The organism is Leifsonia sp. 115AMFTsu3.1 (genome assembly GCF_004362795.1).
In the GTDB taxonomy this organism is placed as follows: Bacteria; Actinomycetota; Actinomycetes; order Actinomycetales; family Microbacteriaceae; genus Leifsonia.
In genome coordinates this window covers 98234-119478 of sequence record NZ_SNYB01000002.1, presented here as the reverse complement: position 1 = coordinate 119478, position 21245 = coordinate 98234, and the positions used below count along the sequence as shown (strand labels likewise).

General features: G+C 70.6%; 26 protein-coding genes. 9 read left to right on the top strand and 17 right to left on the bottom strand.

Annotated elements, in window-relative coordinates:
* Positions 1-37: 37 nt before the first annotated feature.
* The 4 genes from AXZ95_RS11550 to AXZ95_RS11535 form a co-directional block, all read right to left on the bottom strand.
* Positions 38-1471 (bottom strand): glutamate decarboxylase, encoded by a 1434-nt coding sequence (locus AXZ95_RS11550; RefSeq protein ID WP_018192655.1) that lies wholly within the window; start codon positions 1469-1471, stop codon positions 38-40.
* A 180-nt stretch (positions 1472-1651) separates the two neighbouring features.
* Positions 1652-2008 (bottom strand): META domain-containing protein, encoded by a 357-nt coding sequence (locus tag AXZ95_RS11545; RefSeq protein ID WP_018192656.1) that lies wholly within the window; start codon positions 2006-2008, stop codon positions 1652-1654.
* Between the two features lie 109 nt (positions 2009-2117).
* Complete coding sequence (locus tag AXZ95_RS11540; protein ID WP_043742536.1) at positions 2118-2828, bottom strand: acetyltransferase and hydrolase with the alpha/beta hydrolase fold protein; 711 nt, start codon at positions 2826-2828, stop codon at positions 2118-2120.
* Positions 2825-3598 carry an alpha/beta hydrolase gene (locus AXZ95_RS11535; RefSeq protein WP_018192658.1) on the bottom strand — a complete coding sequence of 258 codons (774 nt, stop codon included), beginning with the start codon at positions 3596-3598 and terminating at the stop codon, positions 2825-2827. The genes AXZ95_RS11540 and AXZ95_RS11535 overlap by 4 nt, the downstream gene beginning before the upstream one ends.
* A gap of 127 nt (positions 3599-3725) precedes the next feature.
* Here AXZ95_RS11535 and AXZ95_RS11530 point away from each other — a divergent pair, with 127 nt between their 5' ends.
* From AXZ95_RS11530 to AXZ95_RS11520, 4 genes are all read left to right on the top strand, one after another.
* A complete protein-coding gene (locus tag AXZ95_RS11530; protein ID WP_018192659.1) occupies positions 3726-4127 on the top strand; it encodes a ChaB family protein in 402 nt (133 codons plus the stop codon).
* A 2-nt stretch (positions 4128-4129) separates the two neighbouring features.
* On the top strand, positions 4130-4303 hold the full coding sequence (locus AXZ95_RS19620) for a hypothetical protein (protein ID WP_018192660.1): 174 nt from the start codon (positions 4130-4132) through the stop codon (positions 4301-4303).
* Between the two features lie 65 nt (positions 4304-4368).
* Positions 4369-5307 carry a helix-turn-helix domain-containing protein gene (locus AXZ95_RS11525; RefSeq protein ID WP_018192661.1) on the top strand — a complete coding sequence of 313 codons (939 nt, stop codon included), beginning with the start codon at positions 4369-4371 and terminating at the stop codon, positions 5305-5307.
* Between the two features lie 196 nt (positions 5308-5503).
* Positions 5504-6400 (top strand): glucose 1-dehydrogenase, encoded by an 897-nt coding sequence (locus tag AXZ95_RS11520; protein ID WP_018192662.1) that lies wholly within the window; start codon positions 5504-5506, stop codon positions 6398-6400.
* 55 nt (positions 6401-6455) lie between these two features.
* Here AXZ95_RS11520 and AXZ95_RS11515 read toward each other — a convergent pair whose 3' ends face one another.
* The 12 genes from AXZ95_RS11515 to AXZ95_RS11460 all read right to left on the bottom strand — a co-directional run bounded on the left by AXZ95_RS11515 (position 6456) and on the right by AXZ95_RS11460 (position 16278).
* Positions 6456-6791, bottom strand: coding sequence for an Lsr2 family protein (locus tag AXZ95_RS11515; RefSeq protein WP_018192663.1), 336 nt, complete (start codon positions 6789-6791; stop codon positions 6456-6458).
* Positions 6792-6866: 75 nt separating this feature from the next.
* Complete coding sequence (locus tag AXZ95_RS11510) at positions 6867-7403, bottom strand: DUF6328 family protein (protein WP_018192664.1); 537 nt, start codon at positions 7401-7403, stop codon at positions 6867-6869.
* The gene (locus AXZ95_RS11505; RefSeq protein ID WP_018192665.1) at positions 7400-7879 is read right to left on the bottom strand and encodes a CinA family protein; all 480 of its coding nucleotides are present in this window, start codon (positions 7877-7879) and stop codon (positions 7400-7402) included. The genes AXZ95_RS11510 and AXZ95_RS11505 overlap by 4 nt, the downstream gene beginning before the upstream one ends.
* A gap of 161 nt (positions 7880-8040) precedes the next feature.
* On the bottom strand, positions 8041-8247 hold the full coding sequence (locus AXZ95_RS11500; protein ID WP_018192667.1) for a CDGSH iron-sulfur domain-containing protein: 207 nt from the start codon (positions 8245-8247) through the stop codon (positions 8041-8043).
* Positions 8244-9251: an iron-containing redox enzyme family protein gene (locus tag AXZ95_RS11495; RefSeq protein WP_018192668.1), complete on the bottom strand. Its 1008-nt coding sequence runs from the start codon at positions 9249-9251 to the stop codon at positions 8244-8246. Before AXZ95_RS11495 ends, AXZ95_RS11500 begins: the two co-directional genes overlap by 4 nt.
* Before the next feature lie 146 nt (positions 9252-9397).
* Positions 9398-10375 carry a glycosyltransferase family 2 protein gene (locus tag AXZ95_RS11490; protein WP_018192669.1) on the bottom strand — a complete coding sequence of 326 codons (978 nt, stop codon included), beginning with the start codon at positions 10373-10375 and terminating at the stop codon, positions 9398-9400.
* 10 nt (positions 10376-10385) lie between these two features.
* Positions 10386-10730, bottom strand: coding sequence for a PRC-barrel domain-containing protein (locus AXZ95_RS11485; protein ID WP_018192670.1), 345 nt, complete (start codon positions 10728-10730; stop codon positions 10386-10388).
* Complete coding sequence (locus tag AXZ95_RS11480; RefSeq protein WP_018192671.1) at positions 10717-11121, bottom strand: hypothetical protein; 405 nt, start codon at positions 11119-11121, stop codon at positions 10717-10719. Before AXZ95_RS11480 ends, AXZ95_RS11485 begins: the two co-directional genes overlap by 14 nt.
* Positions 11118-12350, bottom strand: a complete 1233-nt coding sequence (locus AXZ95_RS11475; RefSeq protein WP_018192672.1) for a divalent metal cation transporter — start codon at positions 12348-12350, stop codon at positions 11118-11120. Before AXZ95_RS11475 ends, AXZ95_RS11480 begins: the two co-directional genes overlap by 4 nt.
* The gene (locus AXZ95_RS11470; RefSeq protein WP_231374518.1) at positions 12347-12796 is read right to left on the bottom strand and encodes a hypothetical protein; all 450 of its coding nucleotides are present in this window, start codon (positions 12794-12796) and stop codon (positions 12347-12349) included. Before AXZ95_RS11470 ends, AXZ95_RS11475 begins: the two co-directional genes overlap by 4 nt.
* A gap of 58 nt (positions 12797-12854) precedes the next feature.
* Positions 12855-13160, bottom strand: coding sequence for a hypothetical protein (locus tag AXZ95_RS11465; RefSeq protein ID WP_018192674.1), 306 nt, complete (start codon positions 13158-13160; stop codon positions 12855-12857).
* Between the two features lie 160 nt (positions 13161-13320).
* Positions 13321-16278 carry a PAS domain S-box protein gene (locus tag AXZ95_RS11460; protein ID WP_018192675.1) on the bottom strand — a complete coding sequence of 986 codons (2958 nt, stop codon included), beginning with the start codon at positions 16276-16278 and terminating at the stop codon, positions 13321-13323.
* A gap of 258 nt (positions 16279-16536) precedes the next feature.
* On the opposite strand from AXZ95_RS11460, the gene AXZ95_RS11455 reads away from it, so the two are divergent.
* From AXZ95_RS11455 to AXZ95_RS11445, 3 genes are all read left to right on the top strand, one after another.
* Positions 16537-17184 (top strand): response regulator, encoded by a 648-nt coding sequence (locus AXZ95_RS11455; protein ID WP_018192676.1) that lies wholly within the window; start codon positions 16537-16539, stop codon positions 17182-17184.
* Between the two features lie 67 nt (positions 17185-17251).
* Positions 17252-17716, top strand: coding sequence for a helix-turn-helix domain-containing protein (locus AXZ95_RS11450; protein WP_133638890.1), 465 nt, complete (start codon positions 17252-17254; stop codon positions 17714-17716).
* Between the two features lies 1 nt (position 17717).
* Positions 17718-18314 (top strand): PIN domain-containing protein, encoded by a 597-nt coding sequence (locus tag AXZ95_RS11445; protein ID WP_018192678.1) that lies wholly within the window; start codon positions 17718-17720, stop codon positions 18312-18314.
* On the opposite strand, the gene AXZ95_RS11440 is transcribed toward AXZ95_RS11445, so the two are convergent.
* Complete coding sequence (locus AXZ95_RS11440; protein WP_018192679.1) at positions 18311-18529, bottom strand: hypothetical protein; 219 nt, start codon at positions 18527-18529, stop codon at positions 18311-18313. The genes AXZ95_RS11445 and AXZ95_RS11440 overlap by 4 nt on opposite strands.
* Before the next feature lie 227 nt (positions 18530-18756).
* Here AXZ95_RS11440 and AXZ95_RS11435 point away from each other — a divergent pair, with 227 nt between their 5' ends.
* Both AXZ95_RS11435 and efeB read left to right on the top strand, forming a co-directional pair.
* Positions 18757-19962: an EfeM/EfeO family lipoprotein gene (locus AXZ95_RS11435; RefSeq protein WP_018192680.1), complete on the top strand. Its 1206-nt coding sequence runs from the start codon at positions 18757-18759 to the stop codon at positions 19960-19962.
* The gene (gene efeB, locus AXZ95_RS11430; protein WP_018192681.1) at positions 19959-21188 is read left to right on the top strand and encodes an iron uptake transporter deferrochelatase/peroxidase subunit; all 1230 of its coding nucleotides are present in this window, start codon (positions 19959-19961) and stop codon (positions 21186-21188) included. The genes AXZ95_RS11435 and efeB overlap by 4 nt, the downstream gene beginning before the upstream one ends.
* The last annotated feature ends 57 nt before the right edge of the window (positions 21189-21245 follow it).

Here is a 21245-nt window from a genome sequence, read left to right as displayed (position 1 = left end):
GGCGCGCTGCGCCGGGGTCTCGATCGCGTTCCGGCGATCAGTGGGTGAAGGAGGCCGTCTGGCCTTCCAGCGGCATCGGCCCCTCGAGCTGGTCGAGGTACGCGACGGCCTCTTGGATGTCGCCGATCAGCGACTCCGCCAGGTTGCGGCTCAGCCCGTTGCGCACGACGATGCGCTGCACGGTGAGGTCGCTGATGTCGTCGGGCATCGGGTAGGCGGGGATGAGCCATCCCTTCAGCCGCAGGCGCTCCGACAGGTGGTACAGGTTCCAGTTCTCGGTGTGCCCCTTCTTCAGCTGCCAGGCGAAGACGGGGATGTCGGAGCCGTCGTTCCACAGTTCGAACGCAGGCATCTTTGCGATCTCCCCCGAGAGGTAGAGCGCGACATCCTGCGACGCCTTCTGCACGCGGTAGTAGCCGTCGAATCCGAGCCGCAGGAAGAGGTAGTACTGCAGCAGCACCTGCGCGCCCGGGCGTGAGAAGTTCAGCGCGAACGTCGGCATGTGGCCGCCGAGGTAGGTGACGTCGAACACCAGGTCGGAGGGGAGGTCCTCCACCGTGCGCCAGACCACCCACCCGAGCCCCGGGTAGACGAGGCCGTACTTGTGGGCGGACGTGCTGATGGAGACGACGCGGTCGACGCGGAAGTCCCACTCCAGCTGAGGCTGCAGGAAGGGCGCGATCATCCCGCCCGACGCTCCGTCGACGTGGATCTTGATGTCGAGTCCCGTGTCCGCCTGGATGCGGTCGAGGGCCTCAGAGATCTGTGCGACCGGCTCGTACATCCCTGTGTAGGTGACGCCCATGATGGCGACGACGCCGATGGTGTTCTCGTCGACGTACTTCTCGAGCTCATAGCCGTCGAGGACCTTGTGGTCGAGGCTGATCGGCACGTACCGGGCTTCGACGTCCCAGTAGTTGCAGAACTTCTCCCAGCAGACCTGGACGGCGCTCGAGAGCACCAGGTTCGGCTTATCGGTCGACTTGCCCTCGGCCCTCCTCGCCTGCTGCCAGCGGCGCTTCAGCGCGAGGCCGCCCAGCATGCACGCCTCCGACGACCCGATGGTGGAGGTGCCGATCGCCTTCTCCGGGTCCGGCGCGTTCCAGAGTCCCGCGATCATCTTCCAGCAGCGGGTCTCGATCGCCGCGGTCTGCGGGTACTCGTCCTTGTCGATCATGTTCTTGTCGGCGGACTCGGCGTACAGCCGCGCGGCGTGATCGTCCATCCAGGTGCCCACGAAGGTGGCCAGGTTGAGGCGGGCGTTGCCGTCGAGCATCGACTCGTCGTGGACGATCTGGTAGGCGGTCTCGGGCAGCGACTCGTTGTCGGGGATACGGTCCACCGGCAGATCGGTACTCTCGCCCGGCCGGGCGAAGATGGGGTTGAGCTGGGTCCGGTCGCTGGTGCCGGTGTAGGCGGTGGAGGGCGACTGCGACGCCTTCGCCCGCTCCTTCGACTCTGAGATGGTCATTCGCTTCACTCCTCGGACGGCGCGGGCACCGGCTCGCGCAGTGGACGTTCGCTTGTACGTCGTCCGGCCGGCCGATCCGTGACCGCGCCGAACAGCGTCACCGTAACGAGGGCGTGATTCGCCGCGATAGACAGTTCTCGCGGCTTTTCCCGGATCAGCCGGCGGCTCCGCCGGACGGGCTCAGGAGCCGGATCGCTTCAGCGTGCCGATCGTGGAGCCGCCGTCGTCGAGGACGGTCATCGTGTCGCCGGAGACGTTGCCCGTCGCGGCCTTGCCGAGCCAGGTGTCCACGTCCTCGCAGGCCATGAGGGTGGATGCGATCGGGCCAAAGGTGATCTCGTCGCCGTCGATCTGGCCCTTGCCCGACAGCGTGTTGCAGCCGTCGGAGCCGGAGAAGGTGCCGTCGTTCTCGATGTCGAGGTTGGGCTGGCCTGCCGAGGTGGAGCCCCACCGACCCACGACCGCTTGCCCGCTGGGCGTGCCGGCGCACCCGGCGAGCAGCAGGACCGCGGCGGCCACCGCGGTCAGACGTTGCATCCGTCGGTGGCTCAGCATGATCCCTCCCCGCTTCCTGGGCGCCAGGGTAGCGCCGGTGCCGCCGCGCGCGACAGGGGGAATCGGACGCGGCGCGGTGCTCGATCCGGGGTCAGTCGGCGGCTCGGTCGTCGGCGACGGCGGTCGGGGACAGCACATCGTCGACGATGGCGAGTAGCTCGGGCCGGGCGAGGATGCGGAAGTGTCCGCCGACGTCCAGCTCGATGTTGCGGGCGCCCTCGAGCCGGCTTCCGGCGGGGACGTGCGGGTCGAACCATCCCCAGACGGAGATGATCTGGGCGTTCACCGCGCGGTTGAGCGCGAGCCGGACGAGTCCGGGAGACGACGGCATCAGTGCGCGGACGCTCGAGATCGGGATGAACCGGGCGAGCGACGACCCGCCGAACGGCGTGGCCACGGCGACGGTGGTGCGGATACGCGGGCCCGAGTCCGGCATCCCCATCAGGTACTTGGCGATCAGGCCGCCCTTGCTGTGCGCGACGATGACGACATCCGTGAGGTCCTGCTCGTCGAGGTGGCGCTGCACGAGCGCGGCGGCCTCCGGCACGGACATCCGGTTGTCCTCGAGCGCGGTGACGACGTGCACGGGGTGGCCGGACGCGTGGATGTGCTGGGCGAGCGGGCGGAGGAAGCGCCACGTCTCGAAGATGCCGGGGATGAGCACGACGGGCGTGCGCGAGCCCTCGCCGGCCACGAGCGCGTCCGGGTTGCTGCGGTCGAACGCGGCGCGCAGCTGGTGACGGCCGGCGTAGAGCCAGTCGAGCGCGAGCACGCCGGCACGGCGCAGCACGGTGCGCCTCATCCCGGCACCCGCACCAGCTGCGAGATCAGGGCGGCGGTGCGCCAGGGCGCGCCGTGCATGACGAGGTGGGCGACGGAGGGGACGCGCGCGGCCGTGCCACCGGCCCGCTTCGCCAGCTCGGCGACCCACTCGTCGCGAGCGATCGGGTCGCGGGCGCCGCGCACCACGACGACGGGCACGGTCGTGTGCTCCAGCTCCTCCTCGGTGCGGAATTCCAGCATGGCGGGCAGCGTAGCGAGATACCAGGCCGGTCCGCAGTGCAGGTAATCACCGATGACGATGCGGTTGCCGCGGGTGTCCTCCCGCAGGGTGTCGATCCCGAGCAGCACGCCGGCCTTCAGGGCGTTGCGATCCTGAGGTGCCATCACCGGGCCGAGCAGCGCGAGGCCGCGCACGAGGTCCGGCCGTCGGGCTGCCAGGCACACCGCGATCTGGGTACCCATCGAGTGGCCGACCACGACGGCGTCGGCGATGCCGGCGTCGTCGAGGAGGGCGGCGACGGAGTCCGCGAACTCCGCGATGGAGAGCCCGCGTCCCGGACGGAACGGCTTCGCCTTGCCGAACCCGGGCAGGTCGAGGGCGACGACACGCCCCTCCTCGGCGAGCGCCGGCACCAGCCGCTCGAAGTAGCGCGAACTGACCCCGATGCCGTGCACGAGCACGAAGACGGGAGCCGTCGGCTCCGCGTGCTGCGGGGCCGGGCGCTGCGGACCGGTGTCGACCGTGACGACGGCGCGGGGCGGGAGCGGAGGCGTCAGGTCGTCGGTCACTCCTCCACGGTACCCGGGGCCCTTTGCGGACCATGAGCGGCACGGGACCCGGTTGAAAACCCGGAGGAGTGGGGTAGCTGTGGAGAAGTACTAGCCCCGACGGCAGCGGAAGGAGTACCACAGGACCATGCCCGCATCGCAGGAGCTGCCCTCCACCCTCGAGCGTTCGGAGAAGCACGCCCAGGCCCTCTGGTCGAAGGCGCACGACTCGGCGGTTGAGGAGTACGGCGAGGGCGAACGGGCGCACCGAACCGCCTTCGCCGCACTCAAGCACGAGTACGAGAAGGTCGGCGACCACTGGGAGCGCAAGGCCGAGAACGGGCCGTCCGACCGGAAGGCGGCCGGCGGCCGCGACACGGACGCACCGACCGAGGAGGGCGTGGACGCGAACGCGTCGAAGGCGCACCTGCTCGAGATCGCCAAGCGCCTCGACATCTCGGGCCGCACGCGCATGACGAAGGACGAGCTGATCGACGAGATCAAGCGCGCCAATCGTCGCGAGACGGCGGCCAAGCGAAAGAAGGGCTAGCAATGGGCGACGTGCTCGCGTTCATCGGATGCTTCATCCTGTTCCTGGTGGGGATCTTCCTCCTCGGGCTCGCCGACACCCTGCTGGCGTGGCAGGGCCTCGTGTTCTTCGCCGGCATCGTCTGCATCGCGCTCTCCTTCGGCATCCCGGTGGGTGTCCTCGGCCATACCGAGTAACGCCCACCGCGTCAACCGCCTCCCTCGCCCTCCCTTTCCTCAGGGGGGCGAGGTAGCGTTGGTGGATGGCTGACTTCACGCGCCTGCACAGCCACACCTCCGATCCGGAGGAGGCGGATGCGGCGATGGCCGCAGCCGGAGGCCGATTCGCCTTCGCGCAGCTGCCGCAGAACGACTTCTCGTTCGACGTCGATCAGGCGATCGATCCGTCGTTCGCGGTCGCGCGCTACGCGATCGGCGGTCAGTGGGAGACGTCCGGGGACTTCGACGACGTCGTCATCGTGAACGTCAAGACCGACGTGTACCGCTGGGACATCGACGGCGAGCGGGGCTTCGGCGCCCGGTCCCCCTTCCTGATCCGGCCGGGTCACGACTTCACCTGCTTCGCCGAGGACAGCGACGTCGTCAACATCTTCCTGTCGCCGCAGATTCTGAGCGACGTGGCGGCCACCGCCTTGGGGCATGAGGGCCCAGTCGTGTTCGGATCGGCCGAGACGCGGAGCCCGAAGCACGCGGAGTACATGATGACGGCCGCGACGGTCGCCGCCGAGTACATGGAGTCGGGCACCTTCCGGCATCCGCTGGTGCGCGCGAGCCTGTTCCACACGCTCTCGCTCGCCGCCCTCAACTGCTTCTCGCTGAGCACCGATCCCCGGGAGCAAGCACAGACGCCCACCGCGCAGCTGGAGTCGTACCGCCGGGCGGTCGGGTTCATCGAGGACTACGCGTCCCTGCCCATCACGGTGACGGACATCGCGGGCGCGGCCGGGGCGACCATCGCCCAGCTCCATGCCGCGTTCCGCACCCATGCGGGGACGACGGCTCAGGGATATCTGCAGCAGGTGCGGCTGTCGGCGGCGCACACCGAGCTCCAGGTCTCCGACCCGGCGACCACCGACCTCGCCGACCTCGCCGGTCGCTGGGGTTTCGCCGACCTCGACCGCTTCGCCCGCCGCTACCGCGAGGCGTACGGAATGCATCCCGCGGTGGCGCTGCAGGACTGAGCCCGCCGCCCCTCCCTCTCCCCGCCCCTCCTCCGACTTTCGCCGAGGTGCACGTAGTTGCGGTCGACACGCCGTGGAGATGCGCAACAACGTGCACTTCGGCGAAAGAGGAAAGGGGGAGGGGGAGGGGCGTACCCCGGGATGCGGGAGCGCGCAGCCCCCTGGACGCACGCGCGTGCGGTGATTGCGTGGGGGTATGCCAGAGAACCAGTACACCTTCGACAACCCTGTGGACCGCTACCCCAGCATCTCGCCTGACGAGGAGCAGGTGCCCGAGCCGGGTCTCGAAAGCGACCTGAGCCCGCGCGCCGACCTGGGCGAGGACAGCTACGTCGGCACCGGCCGTCTGACCGGCCGGAAGGCGATCGTGACGGGAGGCGACTCCGGGATCGGCGCCGCTGCGGCGATCGCGTTCGCGCGCGAGGGCGCCGACGTTGCGCTGGTCTACCTCCCGGAGGAGGAAGAGGATGCGCAGCGCATCGCCGGCCTCATCCGCGACGCCGGCCGCACGGCCGTCACCATCCCGGGCGACCTCAAGGAGCGCGCCTTCAGTGACGAGATCGTGAAGCGCGCCTTGGACGAGCTCGGCGGCATCGACATCCTGGTCAACAACGCCGGAAAGCAGATCGCCACGGAGAGCCTCACGGACATCCCCGACGACCAGTTCGACCACACGATGAAGACCAACGTCTACGCGATGTTCTGGCTGACGCGCGCGGCGCTGCCGCACCTCCCGGCGGGCGCGACGATCATCAACACCACGTCCATCCAGGCGTACCAGCCGGGCGAGCAGCTCGTCGACTATGCGACGACGAAGGCCGCGATCAACGCCTTCACGAAGGCTCTCGCCCAGCAGCTCGCACCGAAGGGCATCCGCGTCAATGCGGTGGCACCTGGACCGATCTGGACGCCACTGCAGGTCAGCAAGGGACAGCCCGTCGAGGCGATCCCCGAGTTCGGGCAGCAGACGCCGCTCGGACGCCCGGGGCAGCCCGCCGAACTCGCGCCCGCGTACGTGTTCCTCGCGTCGCCCGAGTCGAGCTACGTCATCGGCGAGACGCTGTCGGTGACGGGCGGCATGCCCACCCCGTGACCGATGCGCCGGGCGGGCCGTCGGCTCGCCCGGCGCACCCCGAAACAGCGTCAGGTCAGCGGGCGAGGGGCCGCCCCGTCCGGAACGCGTCGACGACATCCCGCGGGATCTGGCCCCTGCTGCCGACCTCGACGCCGTTCTTCCGCGCCCACTCGCGGATCGCCCGGCGCTCGTCCGGCGACGGCGGGGCGTCCGATGCGGGAGCGTCGTTGCGACCGGCCGCCTCGATCCACTTGGCGAAGTCCGCCCGCAGCTGGTCGGCGTGCTCGGAGGACAGGTCGATGACGTACTGCGCGCCCGCGAGCGAGAACTCGATGGTCTCGCCCTCGCCTTCCGGGATCACGGACTGGTCGAGATCGTCGATCAACTGGTAGGTGACTCGCTTGGCCATATCCATCCCGCCACTTCGTCGATTGGATGCACCCCGCGGGTGCGCTTGTCGCGAAGCCTACCGGTGACGCGCGCGTCAGCGACCGGCGACGTGCGCCCTCCGCTGAGCCCGGACCACCAGTGGCAGCACCACCCAGATGACGATCAGCACGATGAAGACGCAGCTCGCGGCGATGATGCCGGCGGGCGGCGCGAGCAGGAAGTCGACGATGAACAGGACGATGCCCGTGAACAGCAGGGATGCGGCCGCCAGGCACACGATCAGGATCTTGCTGCCGAGCCCGACCAGCTCCGTCTTCGCCTTCTGCCGGAACAGCAGGCGGTGCAGCGCGACCGGCGCGAGGGCCAGCAGCGTCACGATCACCGCGAGGAAGACGAGGACGAGGTAGACCACCACGTCGAACGGCGCCAGCTGGGCGAAGCGCTGCTGGAACGGCAGCGTGAGCAGGAACGCGGCGAGGATCTGCGTCCCCGTCTGGAAGACGCGGAACTCCTGCAGCAGCTCGTTCCAGTTGCGGTCAGCGCGCTGGGCGGTCGTCTCGTCGCGGCCGTCTCCCGGGTCGGCATCCGCGCCTTCGCTCTCGGGCGCATCCCACACGTCGTCGTTCGTCATCGTCGCTGTGCCTCCAGATCGCGCGCCATGGCCGCCAAGGCCGCGTCGACCGTGGCTCGGACGACCTCCTCGGGGTCGCCGTCGAAGTGGAGCTCCTCGACCTGCGGCGCGTCCGGCCGGCCGTGGGCGAGGAAGACCGTGCCGGCCTCCTTGCCCTCCTCGGACCCGGGGCCGCCCGCGCCGGTGACCGCGGCGACGAGGTCGGCGCTGAGCAGCCTCCCGACCCCCGACGCCATCTGCTCGGCGCACGCGGCCGTGATCACGGGGCCGGGCGTCACTCCGAGCACGTCGAACTTGACGTGCTCGGAGTAGGCGACCACCCCGCCGGCGAACCAGTCGCCCGCCTGCGGGGAGGCGCCGAGGGCCGAGGCGATCGCGCCGCTGGTCAGCGATTCGGCGACCGCGATGGTGAGGCCGGCGGAGGAGGCGAGGTCGGCGATCGTCTCGCCGAGGTCGGTGTCGTTCTCCGTCGTCATGCAGGAACCTTAGCCGTTGTCGCTGTCGCCCTCGTCGCCTTCCGCCTGCGAGGGCTTGTCGACGATCTGCTGCTCCGCCTCGGTGTTCTCGTCGTGGCGGTCGCCTTCGGTGTTCTGGGGGTCGGACATGTCCGCTCCTTCTCTCGTGTGGTGGGTGGTCTTCAGTGGTCGGTGCGGAAGTGCACCGCTTTGTGGCTGCCGTCGCAGAACGGCTTGATCGTCGAGACGCCGCAGCGGCAGAGCGCCACCGTGCGCCGGTGCTGCTCGATCGGTGTGCCGTCGGGTGTCGTCAGGTCGATGTGACCGCGCACGAGCAGGGGGCCGTCGGGGCAGGCCACGATCACCGGCTCCTCCTCGTGGGCCGTCATGCCGCCACCGCCACGGGCTGGCGGAGCGAGCTGCGGCCCGCTTCGAAGCTCTCCAGCATGTGCTGACCCGCGAGGTCGTCCACGTAGAGGCAGGCGGCGGCGCCGAAGACGATGTCGGGCAGGAGCCCGGGATGCTGCTCGGCGAGACCGCCGGCGAGGTCGCGGCCCGCGATCTGCTCGTGCACCGCATCCGCCTCGACGTGCTCGTCGTAGTACCAGGTGACCTCGTCGTCGTGACCGAGCCGCCGGAAACCGTTGCCGTAGAAGCGGTTCGGGATGGACGAGGTCATCTCGAATGCCGCGAGGTGACCGGTGATCGCGCCGCGGAGGCTGCGGTTGAGGCCGAACATCGACATCATCGTGAACGACGCGAGGGTGATCGCGGGCACGTTGTCGATGTAGGCGCCGTAGCTGTCGTCGAGCCCGAGGTTGCGCATCGTGCGACCGAAGATCTCCGCGTGGATGCGCTCCGGGCGCCCGGCGCCGTACTCGTCGGACTGCACCTCCACGAGCGCCGCCTTCGCCCGGCCGGTGAGACGCGGGATTGCCCAGGAGTGCGGGTCCGCCTCCTTGCGCGTGTAGATGGAGCGGTGGATGACGAACTCCACCGCCTGCTCCTCGGTCGCCTTCTTGGCGAGGAAGCGGGAGAGGCTGGGGCCGCCGTCCTCCGAGGTGAGGTCGAACAGGTAGGCCGCGACCGCATCCGCGTTCGGCTCGGGCAGGTCGCCGACGGGGACGCGCTCCCGCAGCTGGCGCTCGAACACGCGCTCGATGGCTCGGCGGGTGCGCAGCAGGTCCGGGTTCCACTCCCACTCGTCGTCGGCTTCGACGGTGTCTCCGTAGTGGAGGCCGTAGAGCAGGAGGAGGGTCAGCTGGAGGTCCTCGTCGGCGAGGAGGTCCGGCCCCGCTGCGAGGGCGGCGGTGGCGTTCTCGGTGAAGCGGACGACGCCGTCCGATGCGGCGGAGGGATCGGTTGTGAGCGCGTCCAGCAGCGCCTCGCTCACCGGCCCCCGCGGGGTGATGCGTGGTGTCATACCCCCAAGCAACCGGGGGAAGCGCGCCGGGTCAACCGGTTGCCTGGGCGCCGCTTCGGTGCGTGCGCGTCAGAGTTGGCGCTCGATTCGTGCCGAATGTGCGGTTAGGCGCGTCGTTAGCGCACATTCGGCACGAATCGTCGGCGTGATGAGGCGCGGCGCAGAGTACGGAGGGGGGTCGCCGCGCGTCGGAGGCGGCCGTCCGAGTACCGGACGCCGCCGCGGAGGCGAGCGCCGACGGCGAGCCAGACGCAGACGGCGCGCTCGGCGAGCCACGCCGGCGCCCACAGTGCAGCCGTCGCCGGGAACAACCGACGTCCTCCCGCCCGGCGACGGCCCACCTCGGCGAGCGCCGCCACGGCGAGCACCCCCGCGAGCAGGCGTCCAGGACGCCGCAGCGAGGAGAGCGCGAGGGGCAGCACGGCCAGCTCGGCCGCCAGCCGCGCCGGCTGCGCGAAGTCGTCGTAGGCCTGCCGCACCCGCTGCCGCAGGAAGTGGCCGACCTCCGGCGGCCGCCGGACGACGCCGATCCAATCGGCCGCGATCACCCGTCCCCCGGCCGCCTGGACGGTGCGGATGAGCTCCAGGTTCTCGAAGAGCACGTCGCCGTCGTACCCGCCGGCCGCGAGCACCAGCGAACGGCGGACCGCGAGTGTGCCGGGATAGTCGTGACCGAGTGCGCGGTTCAGGAGGCTGCGCCCGGTGTCCCAGCGCGCATGCCACGGCGCGGGGTCGAACACGTTCTGCGGCCGCACGAGGTCGCCGGCGTCGAGCATCCCGACGACCGCGCGCAACGCCCCCTCGTCGTACCGGACGTCGTCGTCGGCCAGCACGACACGGTCGTGGCGGGCGGTCCGGAGCCCGGTCATGACCCCGGCGACCTTGCCGTTGTGGCCGGGCCACGGTTCGGCGGGGAGGTGGCGGACTCCCGGCGGGAATGCCTGTGCGTGCGCGCTGAAGCGTTCCGGCTCCGACCCGTCGACCACCGTGACGTCGATGAACTCACGCAACCTCGTCAGGTACGCGACCAGCTCCGCGAGGCCGGCGTCGTCCGACCAGCGGAGCGGCAGCACGTATTCGGCATCGAGACTCATCCGGCGCCCCTCAGGACTCCGAGGAGTCGAAGCGCGGCGAGTACAGCGTCGCGCCCGGACGCAGCCGGATGACGTCGTCACTGAACGACGCGAGGTCCGGCCACAGCACCAGCACCGAGCCGCGCGCACGCCAGCGCAGGAAGCGGGCGATCAGCGCCGGCGCATCCACATCTCTCCGCTCGTAGCCGGCGAACGATTCGTGGGCGTGCGGGCTCACCACCAGGCCGTGCAGTCGCGCGGCGGCGAGCAGCCCGTCGGGCGGGCCGTCGAGGGCGAACCGGGCGTCGACCACGACGCCGAGCCGCTCGCCTTCCGCGGTGACAACCGGGCTGCCGAGCAGGTCACTCAGGATCATGACGACCCCCGGGGATGCGCGCGATCACGTGGTCGCGCATCCATCGTTCGGTCCAGCTCGCATCGAGCGAGTCGGCCGCGACGCCCACCCTCACGACCGTTCCCGGGTCGGCGACCACCTTCCACGGGATGCGGATGAACCGGGAATCGGGAAGCCGCCCGCCGAAGATCCGGGTCAGCAGGATGGGACCGGTGAGCAGCGACTCGATGATCGGCGGGGAGTCCGGGTCGAGGTGCTCCAGGTCGTCCGGCGTGGTCAGCTCCAGATCGTCGACGGTGCTGACCGGGACGGCGTCGGGGTCGAGGATCTGCCGGTCGAGGAGATCGAGCCCGGCGTCCAGCACACGACCGGCGACGGCCGGCGCCGGCGGAAGGTGGCGTTTCTGCGTCATGCTCCTGCTCCCGTCACGATCATGAGGGGGATGGCGGCGATCGACGCCACCAAGATGAGTCCGAGGTAGATCAGGCCGAAGAAGTTCGTCGCTCTGCCGTTGACCTCGTCCCCCATGTATTTGGGGTCGTTCGCGACGATCAGGATCGGAAGATACGTCAACGGCAGGGCGATCGCCGAGAACACCACCGAGAACTCGGTGACCTGCACCGGGTCGACGCCGGTGAAGAGGATGCCGAGGGCGACGACCAGCGACAGGATCATCACGGCGTGGAACCGCGACGCCGAGGCCGGGCGCCGGAACTTGCCCCACGGCCATCCGAAGAACTGCCCCAGCGTGTACCCGCTCGACAGCGTCACCTCGAGGGCGGCGCCGAAGGTCGCGGCCACGAAGCCGAGGATGACGATGATGAGCCCGATCTTGCCGAGCGCCTGCGCCACGGGAAGCGCCGTCTCGAACAACGACTCCACCTGGATGCCCTTCGGGAGGAGCACGACCGTGGCGCACGCGGCGATGGCGAGCGACAGCAGCCCGCCGAGCGGGAAGCCGACGAGCACGTTGAGACGCGACTGAGCCAGGTCCTTCTTCTTCCACTTCTCCTCGATCGCGCCGGACGAGAAGAAGAACACCTCGTAGGGCGTCATCGCGGCGCCGAACAGGGCGATCGCGTAGTACCAGTACGTCGCAGGCGTCTCGTCGGTGTGCGGCGACGGCTGGAGCAGCACCTGCGAGCCGAGGGCGGACCAGTCCGGGTGGAGGAAGAACAGGGCGACGGCGAACACGACCAGGGCGAGGCCCAGCAGCCCCGTCACGTTCTCCATGATCGAGAACTTGACCCGCCAGATGACGATCCAGACCGCGATGGCCGCGACGGGGAACCAGAGCACGGGCTCGATGCTGGAGGCGAGCTGCAGGGCGAGCGCGATACCGCCGATCTCCGCGGTCAGGGTCAGCAGGTTGATCAGGAACGAGGCCGACAGGTTCGCGAGGGCCATCCGGGCTCCGAGCCGCTCGCGGATGATCTCGAACGTCGCCCGGCCACTCACCGCTGCGACCCGTCCGGACATCTGGGCGAACAGGCAGATGCCGACCACGCCGACGAGGACGACCCAGGTCAGCGTCATCCCGAACCGCGACCCGACGACGCTGTTCGTGACGAGGTCACCGATGTCGACGAATCCGCCGATGGCGGTCAGCACGCCGAGCGCGACGGCGAAGATCCCCTTCATTCGTGCTCCAGCCGCCGGGATGCCGCCTGCAGCTCCTGAGCGAGCCGATCGAGCTCGCGGCGCTGCCGGTCGACCGTGACCGTCGAGTCCGTGCCGGACGCCTGGGCCCGCTGGGCGGCGGTCACCACATCCTGGGCCGCCCGGATGTCGGCCAGCACGCTGTCGCGCCTGGCGCCGATCCCGCCGATGGCGGTCATCGTCGAAACCGTCTGCGCCTCCTGCGCCAGGCGGTCGGCGACATCGGTCAGACCGGTGTCCTGCACGGTGGACAGGATCTCGTCCTGCTCGTGCAGGCCGAGAACGAGACCGGCGGCGCGGGCGGCCGATGCCGCCGTCCCGGCGGACTGCGACAGGGAGCCGCGTGCGCTGTCGTCGGCGGAGCAGCCCACGAGCACGCCCGCCACCAGCAGCGCCACCGCCCCCGGGGCGATGTGTCGATGCTTCACGCCGTGGACTGTACGCGCGCTGTGAGAATGGTGAAAGTGGTGCTGCTGCGGCGGACTCCTACACGTCGGGCGCCGTTCGTGCGGGGACGTCCGGGCGGAAACCCGCCGTCGCCTCCTCGTAGGTGGTGTGCCTCCGCGCGGGGTGCGAGTCCGCCGGTGGAGGCACTTCGGCCCGGCTCAACGCGTGCAGCACCAGCTTCTCCACCAGGGCTGCTGCTGTGGTCTCGCGTGAGCGTGCGATCCGCACGAGGGCGGCGTACTCCTGCTCGCCGAGGCGGATCGTGAGGGGCATCCCAGCCGGGGCGCGGCCCGGCCCGTGAACGGACGCCGGTTCCGTCATCTCGGCGCTGTGAGATTCCTTCATGTCCGAAGCCTTACACAAGAGAGCGCTCTCCTTGGCTACTCGATTTGTTCGCACGACGCACAGCCATCCGGTGGCCTCGTTGCACTCGCCGGTCGTCACCGGCGAAGATCGTGTGCGTCGCGCGCAGGCGCCGTCCCGTTCCCCCCGGTCCACGACGGCGTCAGCGCGACACCTCCGCGGCGGGATCCTGGTCTTCGGGTGGCCAGGATCCCGCCGCCATAAGCCTCAGGCCCTCCTCCAGCCGCTCCCGGATCTCCGCCACCGGGACGATGTCGGCGCCGAACGAGAGCGCCATCGCCGCGGATGCCGCCGCCCCGACGATCCGGTGGATGCGCGGCTCCGACGCCCGGTCGCCGAGGGCCAGCTGGGACGACTCGGCTGCCGCCGTCAGCGAGGCCCGCAGGCGCTCCCGCTCCGTCTCGGAGGGGAGCCCCGCCTGCAGGGCGGCGACCGCCTCCCGCAGCGCCGGCTCGACCAGAGAGCGGAGGACCGCCTCCGGGGCGAGGCCCCTCTGCTGCTTCAGCGCGGAGTCCAGGGTCGCGAGCAGGGCGGCAGGGGTGAACGGCTTGGCCAGGAAGTACGCGCCATCGCGCTCGACCGACGCTCGCGCAGAGGAACCGGGCAGCATCCCGCTCATCAGCACGATCGCCGCCCCGGGCTGCTGCTCCGCCACCATCCGGGCGATGCGTTCGCCGGGGACGCCGGGCATCATGATGTCGGTCACGACCGCATCGAAGCGACGGCCGCCGGCCAGCAGCTCGAGCGCCTCCGGGCCGCCAGCGACCTCGGTCAGGAATCCGTTCTGGTCGAGGGTCTGCCGCACCAGCTCGCCGATCGCGGCCTCGTCGTCGACGACGAGCACCCGACGGCCGGCTCCGCGCGGCACGGCCGGCGCACCCACCGGGGAGCGGCCGTCCGCCTCTCCCTTCGCCGCCGGAAGGACGAACGCAATCGACGTGCCGGCTCCGGGAGCGGTCTCGACCTGCAGCTCGCCGCCGTGCGCCTTCACGATGGCGGCGGAGGTCGGCAGGCCGAGGCCGGTTCCGCTCTCCTTCGTCGTGAAGAACGGCTCCAGGATGCGGCCGGCCGTCCGCCCGTCCATCCCGACCCCCGAGTCGCGCACCTCGAGTCGCACTCCGTCGTCGCCGGCGGCCGCGCGCACGGTCAGCACGCCTCCCTCGGGCATCGCGTCGCGGGCGTTCGTGATCAGGTTCACCAGCACCTGGAACAGCTCGGTGTCGTCCCCCGTCACCGGCGGCAGCTCGGCGGGCGCATCCACCACCAGCTCGATGGAGCGCGGAAGCGTCTCGCGGCAGAACCGCTCGACCTCCCGCAGCAGGGCGCCCAGGTCGACCGGCTCCCGCCTCCCCTCTGAGCCGCGTGCGAACGACAGCACCTGACGGATCATCCCTGCCCCGCGCTGCGCCGCCGCATCGAGGGTGTCGAGCAGGTCGCGTCTGCGCGCATCCTGTTCGTCCTGCCGGAGCAGCTGCACCGACATGAGGATGGGCGTGAGCACGTTGTTGAGGTCGTGGGCGATGCCGCCGGCGAGGGTTCCCAGGCTCTCCAGCCGCTGGGTCCGGATGCGCTGCTCCTCCTGCCTGCGATGCTCGGTGATGTCCGAGTTGACGGCGAAGACGGTCACCTCGCCGTCCTCTCCGCGCGACAGCTGCCAACGGCAGTCGGCGATGAGCAGCGAACCGTCGACCCGTCGCTGGCGCAGCTCGCCCACCCAGAACCCGTCGCGCATCAGCGCCTCGGTCGCCGCGTCGAACTCGGCCGGGTCGTCGTAGAGCAGCTCGCGCACGGAATGCCCCACCGCCTCGGACGCCGGGATGCCGTAGATCGCCTCCGCGCCGCGGTTCCAGTAGCGGATGACACCGTCGAGGTCGCGCACCAGGATCGCGTCGCGCGCGGCATCCAGCAGGGCGGCCTGCGACGCCACCCGCCGCGTGTACTGCTCGAGCGTGCGCCGGGCCTCCTGGTCCTCGGTCACATCCCGGACGATGATCGCGATGCCGCCTTCGGTGGGATGCGCGTCCACCTCGAACCAGCAGCCCCACTCCGGCGAGTAGGCGCGGGCGCTCCCGGCGACGCCGCGGTCCATCGCGTCGCGGTAGATGCCCTCGAACGCGCTGCCGAGCGCGGTCGGGAACATCTCCCACACCGTCCGGTCGCGCAGCCGCGTCTCGTCGATCCCGCCGAGCTGCAGCGCCCACGAGTTCGCGAACGTGAACCGCCAGGAGCGGTCGACGAAACCGATGGCGTCGTGCACCTGGTCGAGCGAGTTCCGCAGCAGACGCGCCATCGCCCGCTGCTCCTCCCGGTGGCGCACCAGCGCGGTGACGTCGTGGAACGCACCGTGGATGCGGACCACCTCGCCGTTCTCGTTGCGCTCCGGCTCGCCCACCAGGTGCGCGTGCACCAGCCGGCCGGACGCGTCGACGATCGTGGCCCGCACATCCAGAGGGTCACCGTGAATAGCCGTGCGCTGAAAGGCGGTCCGTACTGCGCGACGGTCCTCCGGCTCGAACAGCGCGAGCGCCTCCGCGTCCAGCGGCACGCGGCCGGGCTCCATCCCGAGCAGGCGGAACAGTTCCTCGCTCCATTCGACCCCGCCGGTCGTCACGTCGACGACCCACCCGGCGAAGCCGGCGATGCGGGCCGCCATGCGCACGAGCGCCTCGTTGCCCGCGGCCGCCGCGGCCGAGCGCTCCACGTCGCCGATGTCACGGGCGATCGCCAGCACGGCCGCCACCGCGCCGTCGGTGCCGCGCAGGGGGATGATCGTCACATCCAGCGAGCGGATGCGGCCCTCCGGAGTGAGGACGCGCGTGACGTACCGCCGATTCTGGCCGGCGAGCGCCTCCTCGAACCGGGCGAGCGTGTAGCCGAGGGAGTCGGGATGCAGGAGCCGCGCGAACGACATCCCCGTCAGCTCCTCGGCGGAATAGCCGGTCAGGTCGGCGAGCGCACGGTTGCACTCGACGAAGGTGCCGTCCACGTCGACGACGCACACGCCGTCCGGGTGACCGTGGAAGAGCGCGTCCAGCCCGTTCAGCCGCAACGCGTCGGACGGGGTCGTCTGCGACGCGCGCGGAGGCTTCGGCTGGGGCATGGGGGGATTGTAGGCGGACTTTCGGGCCTACACTGACGGCCATGGGCACGGAAACCCCGGGCCGGGAGGTCCTCGCGGTCGCTGACGACCCGCTCCCCTGCGGATGTTCGCTGCGCGAACGCCCCCGCCTCCTCGGCCGCCGGGGACGCGGCCACGCTCAGCCGATACTGGTCAGCAGCGGCTGCCTGACCCGACCTGCTGAGCTCGCCGCGTGGCGTCCACCTCTGGGACGGTGACGAAGGGGCAGGAGCCAGAACCATGACCGACATACCCGCGCGAGCACGGACCCTGCGCGCCGTGGTGGCCGACGACGACGTCTTCACGGCCTCGATGGTCGCGTCCGCACTCCGCTCCACCGGCATCGAGACCGCCCAGGCCACGAGCGCGGCCGACGCCTGGGACATCATCGCCGAGGTCGAGCCGAACGCCGTGGTCACCGACCTCGACTTCGGCGGAGGCGACTCCGGGGCAGAACTGCTGTGGCGCGTTCACCGCGAGCAGCCGTGGGTCGGGCTCGTCGTGCTCACCTCGCACCTCTCCCCGCAGCTGGCGGTCGGCGACGGCACCCTCCCGCCCTCGGTCGTGTACCTGGTCAAGTCGCAGGTGAAGGATGTGGATGTGCTGGTCGCCGCGGTCGACGCGGCGATCGTGGGCGGCGAGCACCAGCTCGCCGAACCCGACGACGACGTCCGCACGGTCACGCGGGCCCAGGCGGAGGTGCTGCGCCTTGTCGCCTCGGGCGCATCCACCCGGCGCATCGCCGCCGAACGCGGGACGAGCGTCCGCGCCGTCGAGACCATGCTCGGCCGTCTCTACACCGCGCTCGGAGTGGATGCGGACGAGCAGGCCAACCCGCGGGTGACGGCCGCGCGCATGTGGCAGCAGGGGCGCGTGCGGATCCGCTAGCGTGTGACTTATGGTGTTTATGGCGTTTATCGCGTTTCGGCGATAGGCTGGTCCTTCGCGATGGAACTTGGAGGCCGGCATGACCCTGTTGAGTCCGCACGCAACCGACGCAGTGGTGGACACGTCGACGTTGAGCACGCTCAGGTCGGCCGCCGAGCGACTCCACGCGTCTGCCGCGCCGCCGAGACTGCTGGTGGGCGATGACGCCATCGCCCTTCCTGACGAAGTGGCGGACGCGGTTCGGGACCTTCTCGAGCGGTTCGCGAATGGCGAGAGTGTCGTCATCGGGTCAGCCCGCACGCTGTTGACGACGTCCCAGGTCGCCGACTTCCTCGGCGTCTCGCGTTCCTTCGTCGTGAATCTGATCGACGGCGGAAAGCTCGATTACGAGTATCGGGGCACGCATCGTCGCGTGTCGTTGACCGAGGTCGTCCGGTACCTCGAAGAGTCCAAGAGAGAACGCCGCACCAAGCTCGATATCGTGGCCGACGTGGCCGCCCGCACCGGCGGGTACGACGGCGACCCGTTCTGACGTGCCGTTCCGCGTGTTCGTCGACGCCAACATCCTGGTCCCGGGGCGTTGGCGCGATATCGTCCTCACCCTCGCCGACGTCGGAGTCTGCGACGTCCTGTGGAGTCCTCTCGTCCTCGACGAAACCGCACGGCATCTCCCGGAGGACATGAGCACAGAAGACAGAGACGCGCTGTTCGAAGCCATGACCGGCGCCTTCCCCGATGCGCTGGTCGCCTGGCCCGGCGCCGTAGATGTCGACGTCAGTCTCGCGATCAACGAGAAGGATCGCCATGTTGTCGCTGCGGCACTGTGGGGCCATGCGGACATCCTTCTTACCGACGACGCGGGCCTGCATGACGAGGTCATCGCCAGCGGCCTGCTCGACGCTCAACGGATGCCGGCATTCCTGGCGTACGCGATCGACTCCTCCCTTGTGGATGCCGTCGACGCTCTGATCGACATGGCTCGCCGACGCTGGCTTCGCGACCCGGAGGCAACCGACGCAACTGTTCATGAGCGCCTCATCACGTATTTCGAGAGGCACGGCTGGCCGTCGGAAATCCTTCTCTCTGCTCGTGACTCGCGCACGACCACGCAAGGGACCGCTGGTCGCTAGCGCCCGGTCACGAAGCGGAGGAGGCGCCTCAGCGCGCCCTCGCGCGGCGGTGCCGCCACGTCGTCGGTCACCGCGTCGTCGTTCTCGGCGAAGCCGGAGTAGCCGCAGTCCTGGCAGACCAGGAGGTCGCGGTGCACGGCCAGGCCGGCGCCGTAGTAGGGGTTGCTGACGAGTCGGGCCACGCCACGGCACTGCGGACAGCTCGCCTCGCGCATCGCCCCTCCTCTCGTCCGTCCCATCATCCGCCCGCTGGCCCGCTGAATCCTGCCCGTTTGTTCGGCACCCGAACGTATTCGACGCATCCTCACCCCCCGTCCGGGGGCATACCGGTGACGGTCCGATGAACAGCGGGTGAAGCGGGGCACGGCACGCCGGGAGCCACTTCTAGGATCGCTGACGCCGGACCGTCGCCGGCGTCCGACCCCACAGGAGCCCTCCCCCGATGTCGACCCGCGCCCGGCTCGCCGCCTTCTTCGCGGCCCTCGGAGCGCTCGTCGTCGTCGCGACGATCCTGACGATCGCGTTGCGGCCGGTGGCCGTCGCGCCGAACGCACCCGATGCGTTCGACATCACCGCGGGGATGGACGACTGCGGCCGTGGATGGGGCGAGAGCGGCGCCCCGAGCGGCGCGGCCGCCTCCGGTCCGACCGTGCACGGCGGCGACCAGACCTTCACGGTCACCAACACAACCGTCGGCGGCATCGAGGTCTATGTGCAGGCCGTCGACAGCAAGCGCGTCTACCTCGACCTCGAAAGCATCGGGGCCGGCGCCCACGCCACCGCACGTGTCACGCTCGGCGCCGGCCGCTACCGGTTCGTCTGCCTGCCCGCCGACGCCGACCCCGTCCACGGGCCCGTCGTCACGGTCGGCAAAGCGCCACCGGGCTCGCCGCTCACGCCCGGTATCGTGCCCGTCACCCGCAACGACCTCATCCCGGTCGCCAAGGCCTACACGACCTGGGTCGCCTCACGGCTGCCCGCGCTCCGCCAGCAGGTCGCCGCCGTCGCGGCCGACGCCGAGGAGGGCGACTTACCGGCCGCACGACGCGACTGGCTGACGGCACACACCACCTACGAGACGCTCGGCGCGGCGTATGACGCCTTCGGCGAGCTCGGCGACCAGGTCGACGGACTCCCGCGCACAGATCCGACCGGTTTCCACCTCGTCGAATCGCAGCTCTGGCACGGGGATGCGGCGGCGACGGTCGCCGCATCCGCCCACGACCTCCTCGGCCTGGTCGACCGGCTGCAGACCGAGTTCGCCGGCGTCCAGCTCGACCCCGGCGATGTGGCGCTCCGGGCGCACGAGATCGTCGAGGACGCCATCCAGGACACCCTGACCGGTGCGACCGATGCCGGCTCCGGCACGTCGCTGGCGAGCGTCGACGCCGAGCTGACGGGCGCGGAGCAGGCGCTCGCACCGCTGGAACCGGTGCTGACCGGGCGATACGAGCAGCTCGGTGACACGCGGGCCGCCCTCGCCGCCGCCCATGCGGTCGTCGAGGCCCATCGCGCGCCCGACGGCACCTGGACGCCACTCGACCGGCTCAGCCGAACGGACCGGGAGCGGGTGGATGCGGCTCTCGACCGCGCCGCGGAACTGCTCGCCCCGGTCGCCGCCATCTGCGACCCGAGGAGGGACTCATGACGCCCATCGACCGCCGCGGCTTCCTCCAGGCGGGTGCCATCGGAGCGGCGGGTGTCGCCGTCGCCGGAGTGGGCATCACGACCGACGCCCGAGCCGTGGCCGCCGCTCGGCCGTCAGCCGCCCATCCCGCCTCCTTCCCGTTCCACGGGCAGCACCAGCAGGGCATCCTCACCCCGCCGCAGCGCGAGGCGTCGTTCGTCGCGCTCGACGTCACCGCCGCATCCCGTGCCGAGCTCGCCGACCTGCTGAAGACGATCACCGAGCGCGCGCGCTTCCTCACCACGGGAGGCACACCGCCCGACCCAGGGCTCGTCGCACCGCCGCGCGACTCGGGCGTGCTCGGGCCGACCGTCGTCCCCGATTCGCTGACCGTCACGCTCTCGGCCGGCGCTTCGCTGTTCGACGAGCGCTTCGGGCTGGCCGCGCGGAAGCCCGCTCGGCTGCGGACGATGGACGAGTTCCCCGACGACGCCCTCCGCCGCGAGGTCTGCGACGGCGACCTGCTGCTGCAGGTGTGCGCGGCCGACCGGGACGCGGTCACGCACGCCGTCCGCGAGATCGCCCGGGCGACCCGCGGTGCCATGCAGGTGCGCTGGCGGCAGGACGGCTTCGTCTCGCCGCCCCGCCCCACCGGCACGCCGCGCAACCTGATGGGGTTCAAAGACGGCACGAGCAAACCCGACACCGGGAACGCCGCCGAGATGGCGCGGCTGGTCTGGGCGAAAGCCGGCGACGAACCCGCCTGGGCGGCGGGAGGCAGCTACCACGTCGTCCGCGTCATCCGCATGCTCGTCGAGTTCTGGGACCGCGTGAACCTGCACGAGCAGGAGAACATGATCGGCCGCCGACGCGACAGCGGCGCCCCACTCACCGCCTCCGCCGAGTTCGATGATCCGCACTTCGAGAACGACCCGACCGGCGACGTCATCCAGCTCGACGCGCACATCCGGCTCGCCAACCCGCGCACGAAGGACACCGACGACCAGCGGATGCTGCGCCGCGCCTACAACTACGACGGCGGTCTCGACGCCAACGGCAACCTCGACATGGGCCTCGTCTTCGTCGCCTTCAACCAGGACCTCGACCGGCAGTTCGTCACCGTCCAGAAGCGCCTCGCCGGCGAACCGCTCACCGACTACATCCAGCCCTTCGGCGGCGGCTACTACTTCGCGCTCCCCGGAGCCCGCGACTCCTCCGACTGGCTCGGGCGCACCATGCTCGCCTGACCAGTGGAGGCCGCCCGTCACGACCGTGCCGGGATCAGTGAAACAAGGAAGAAGGAA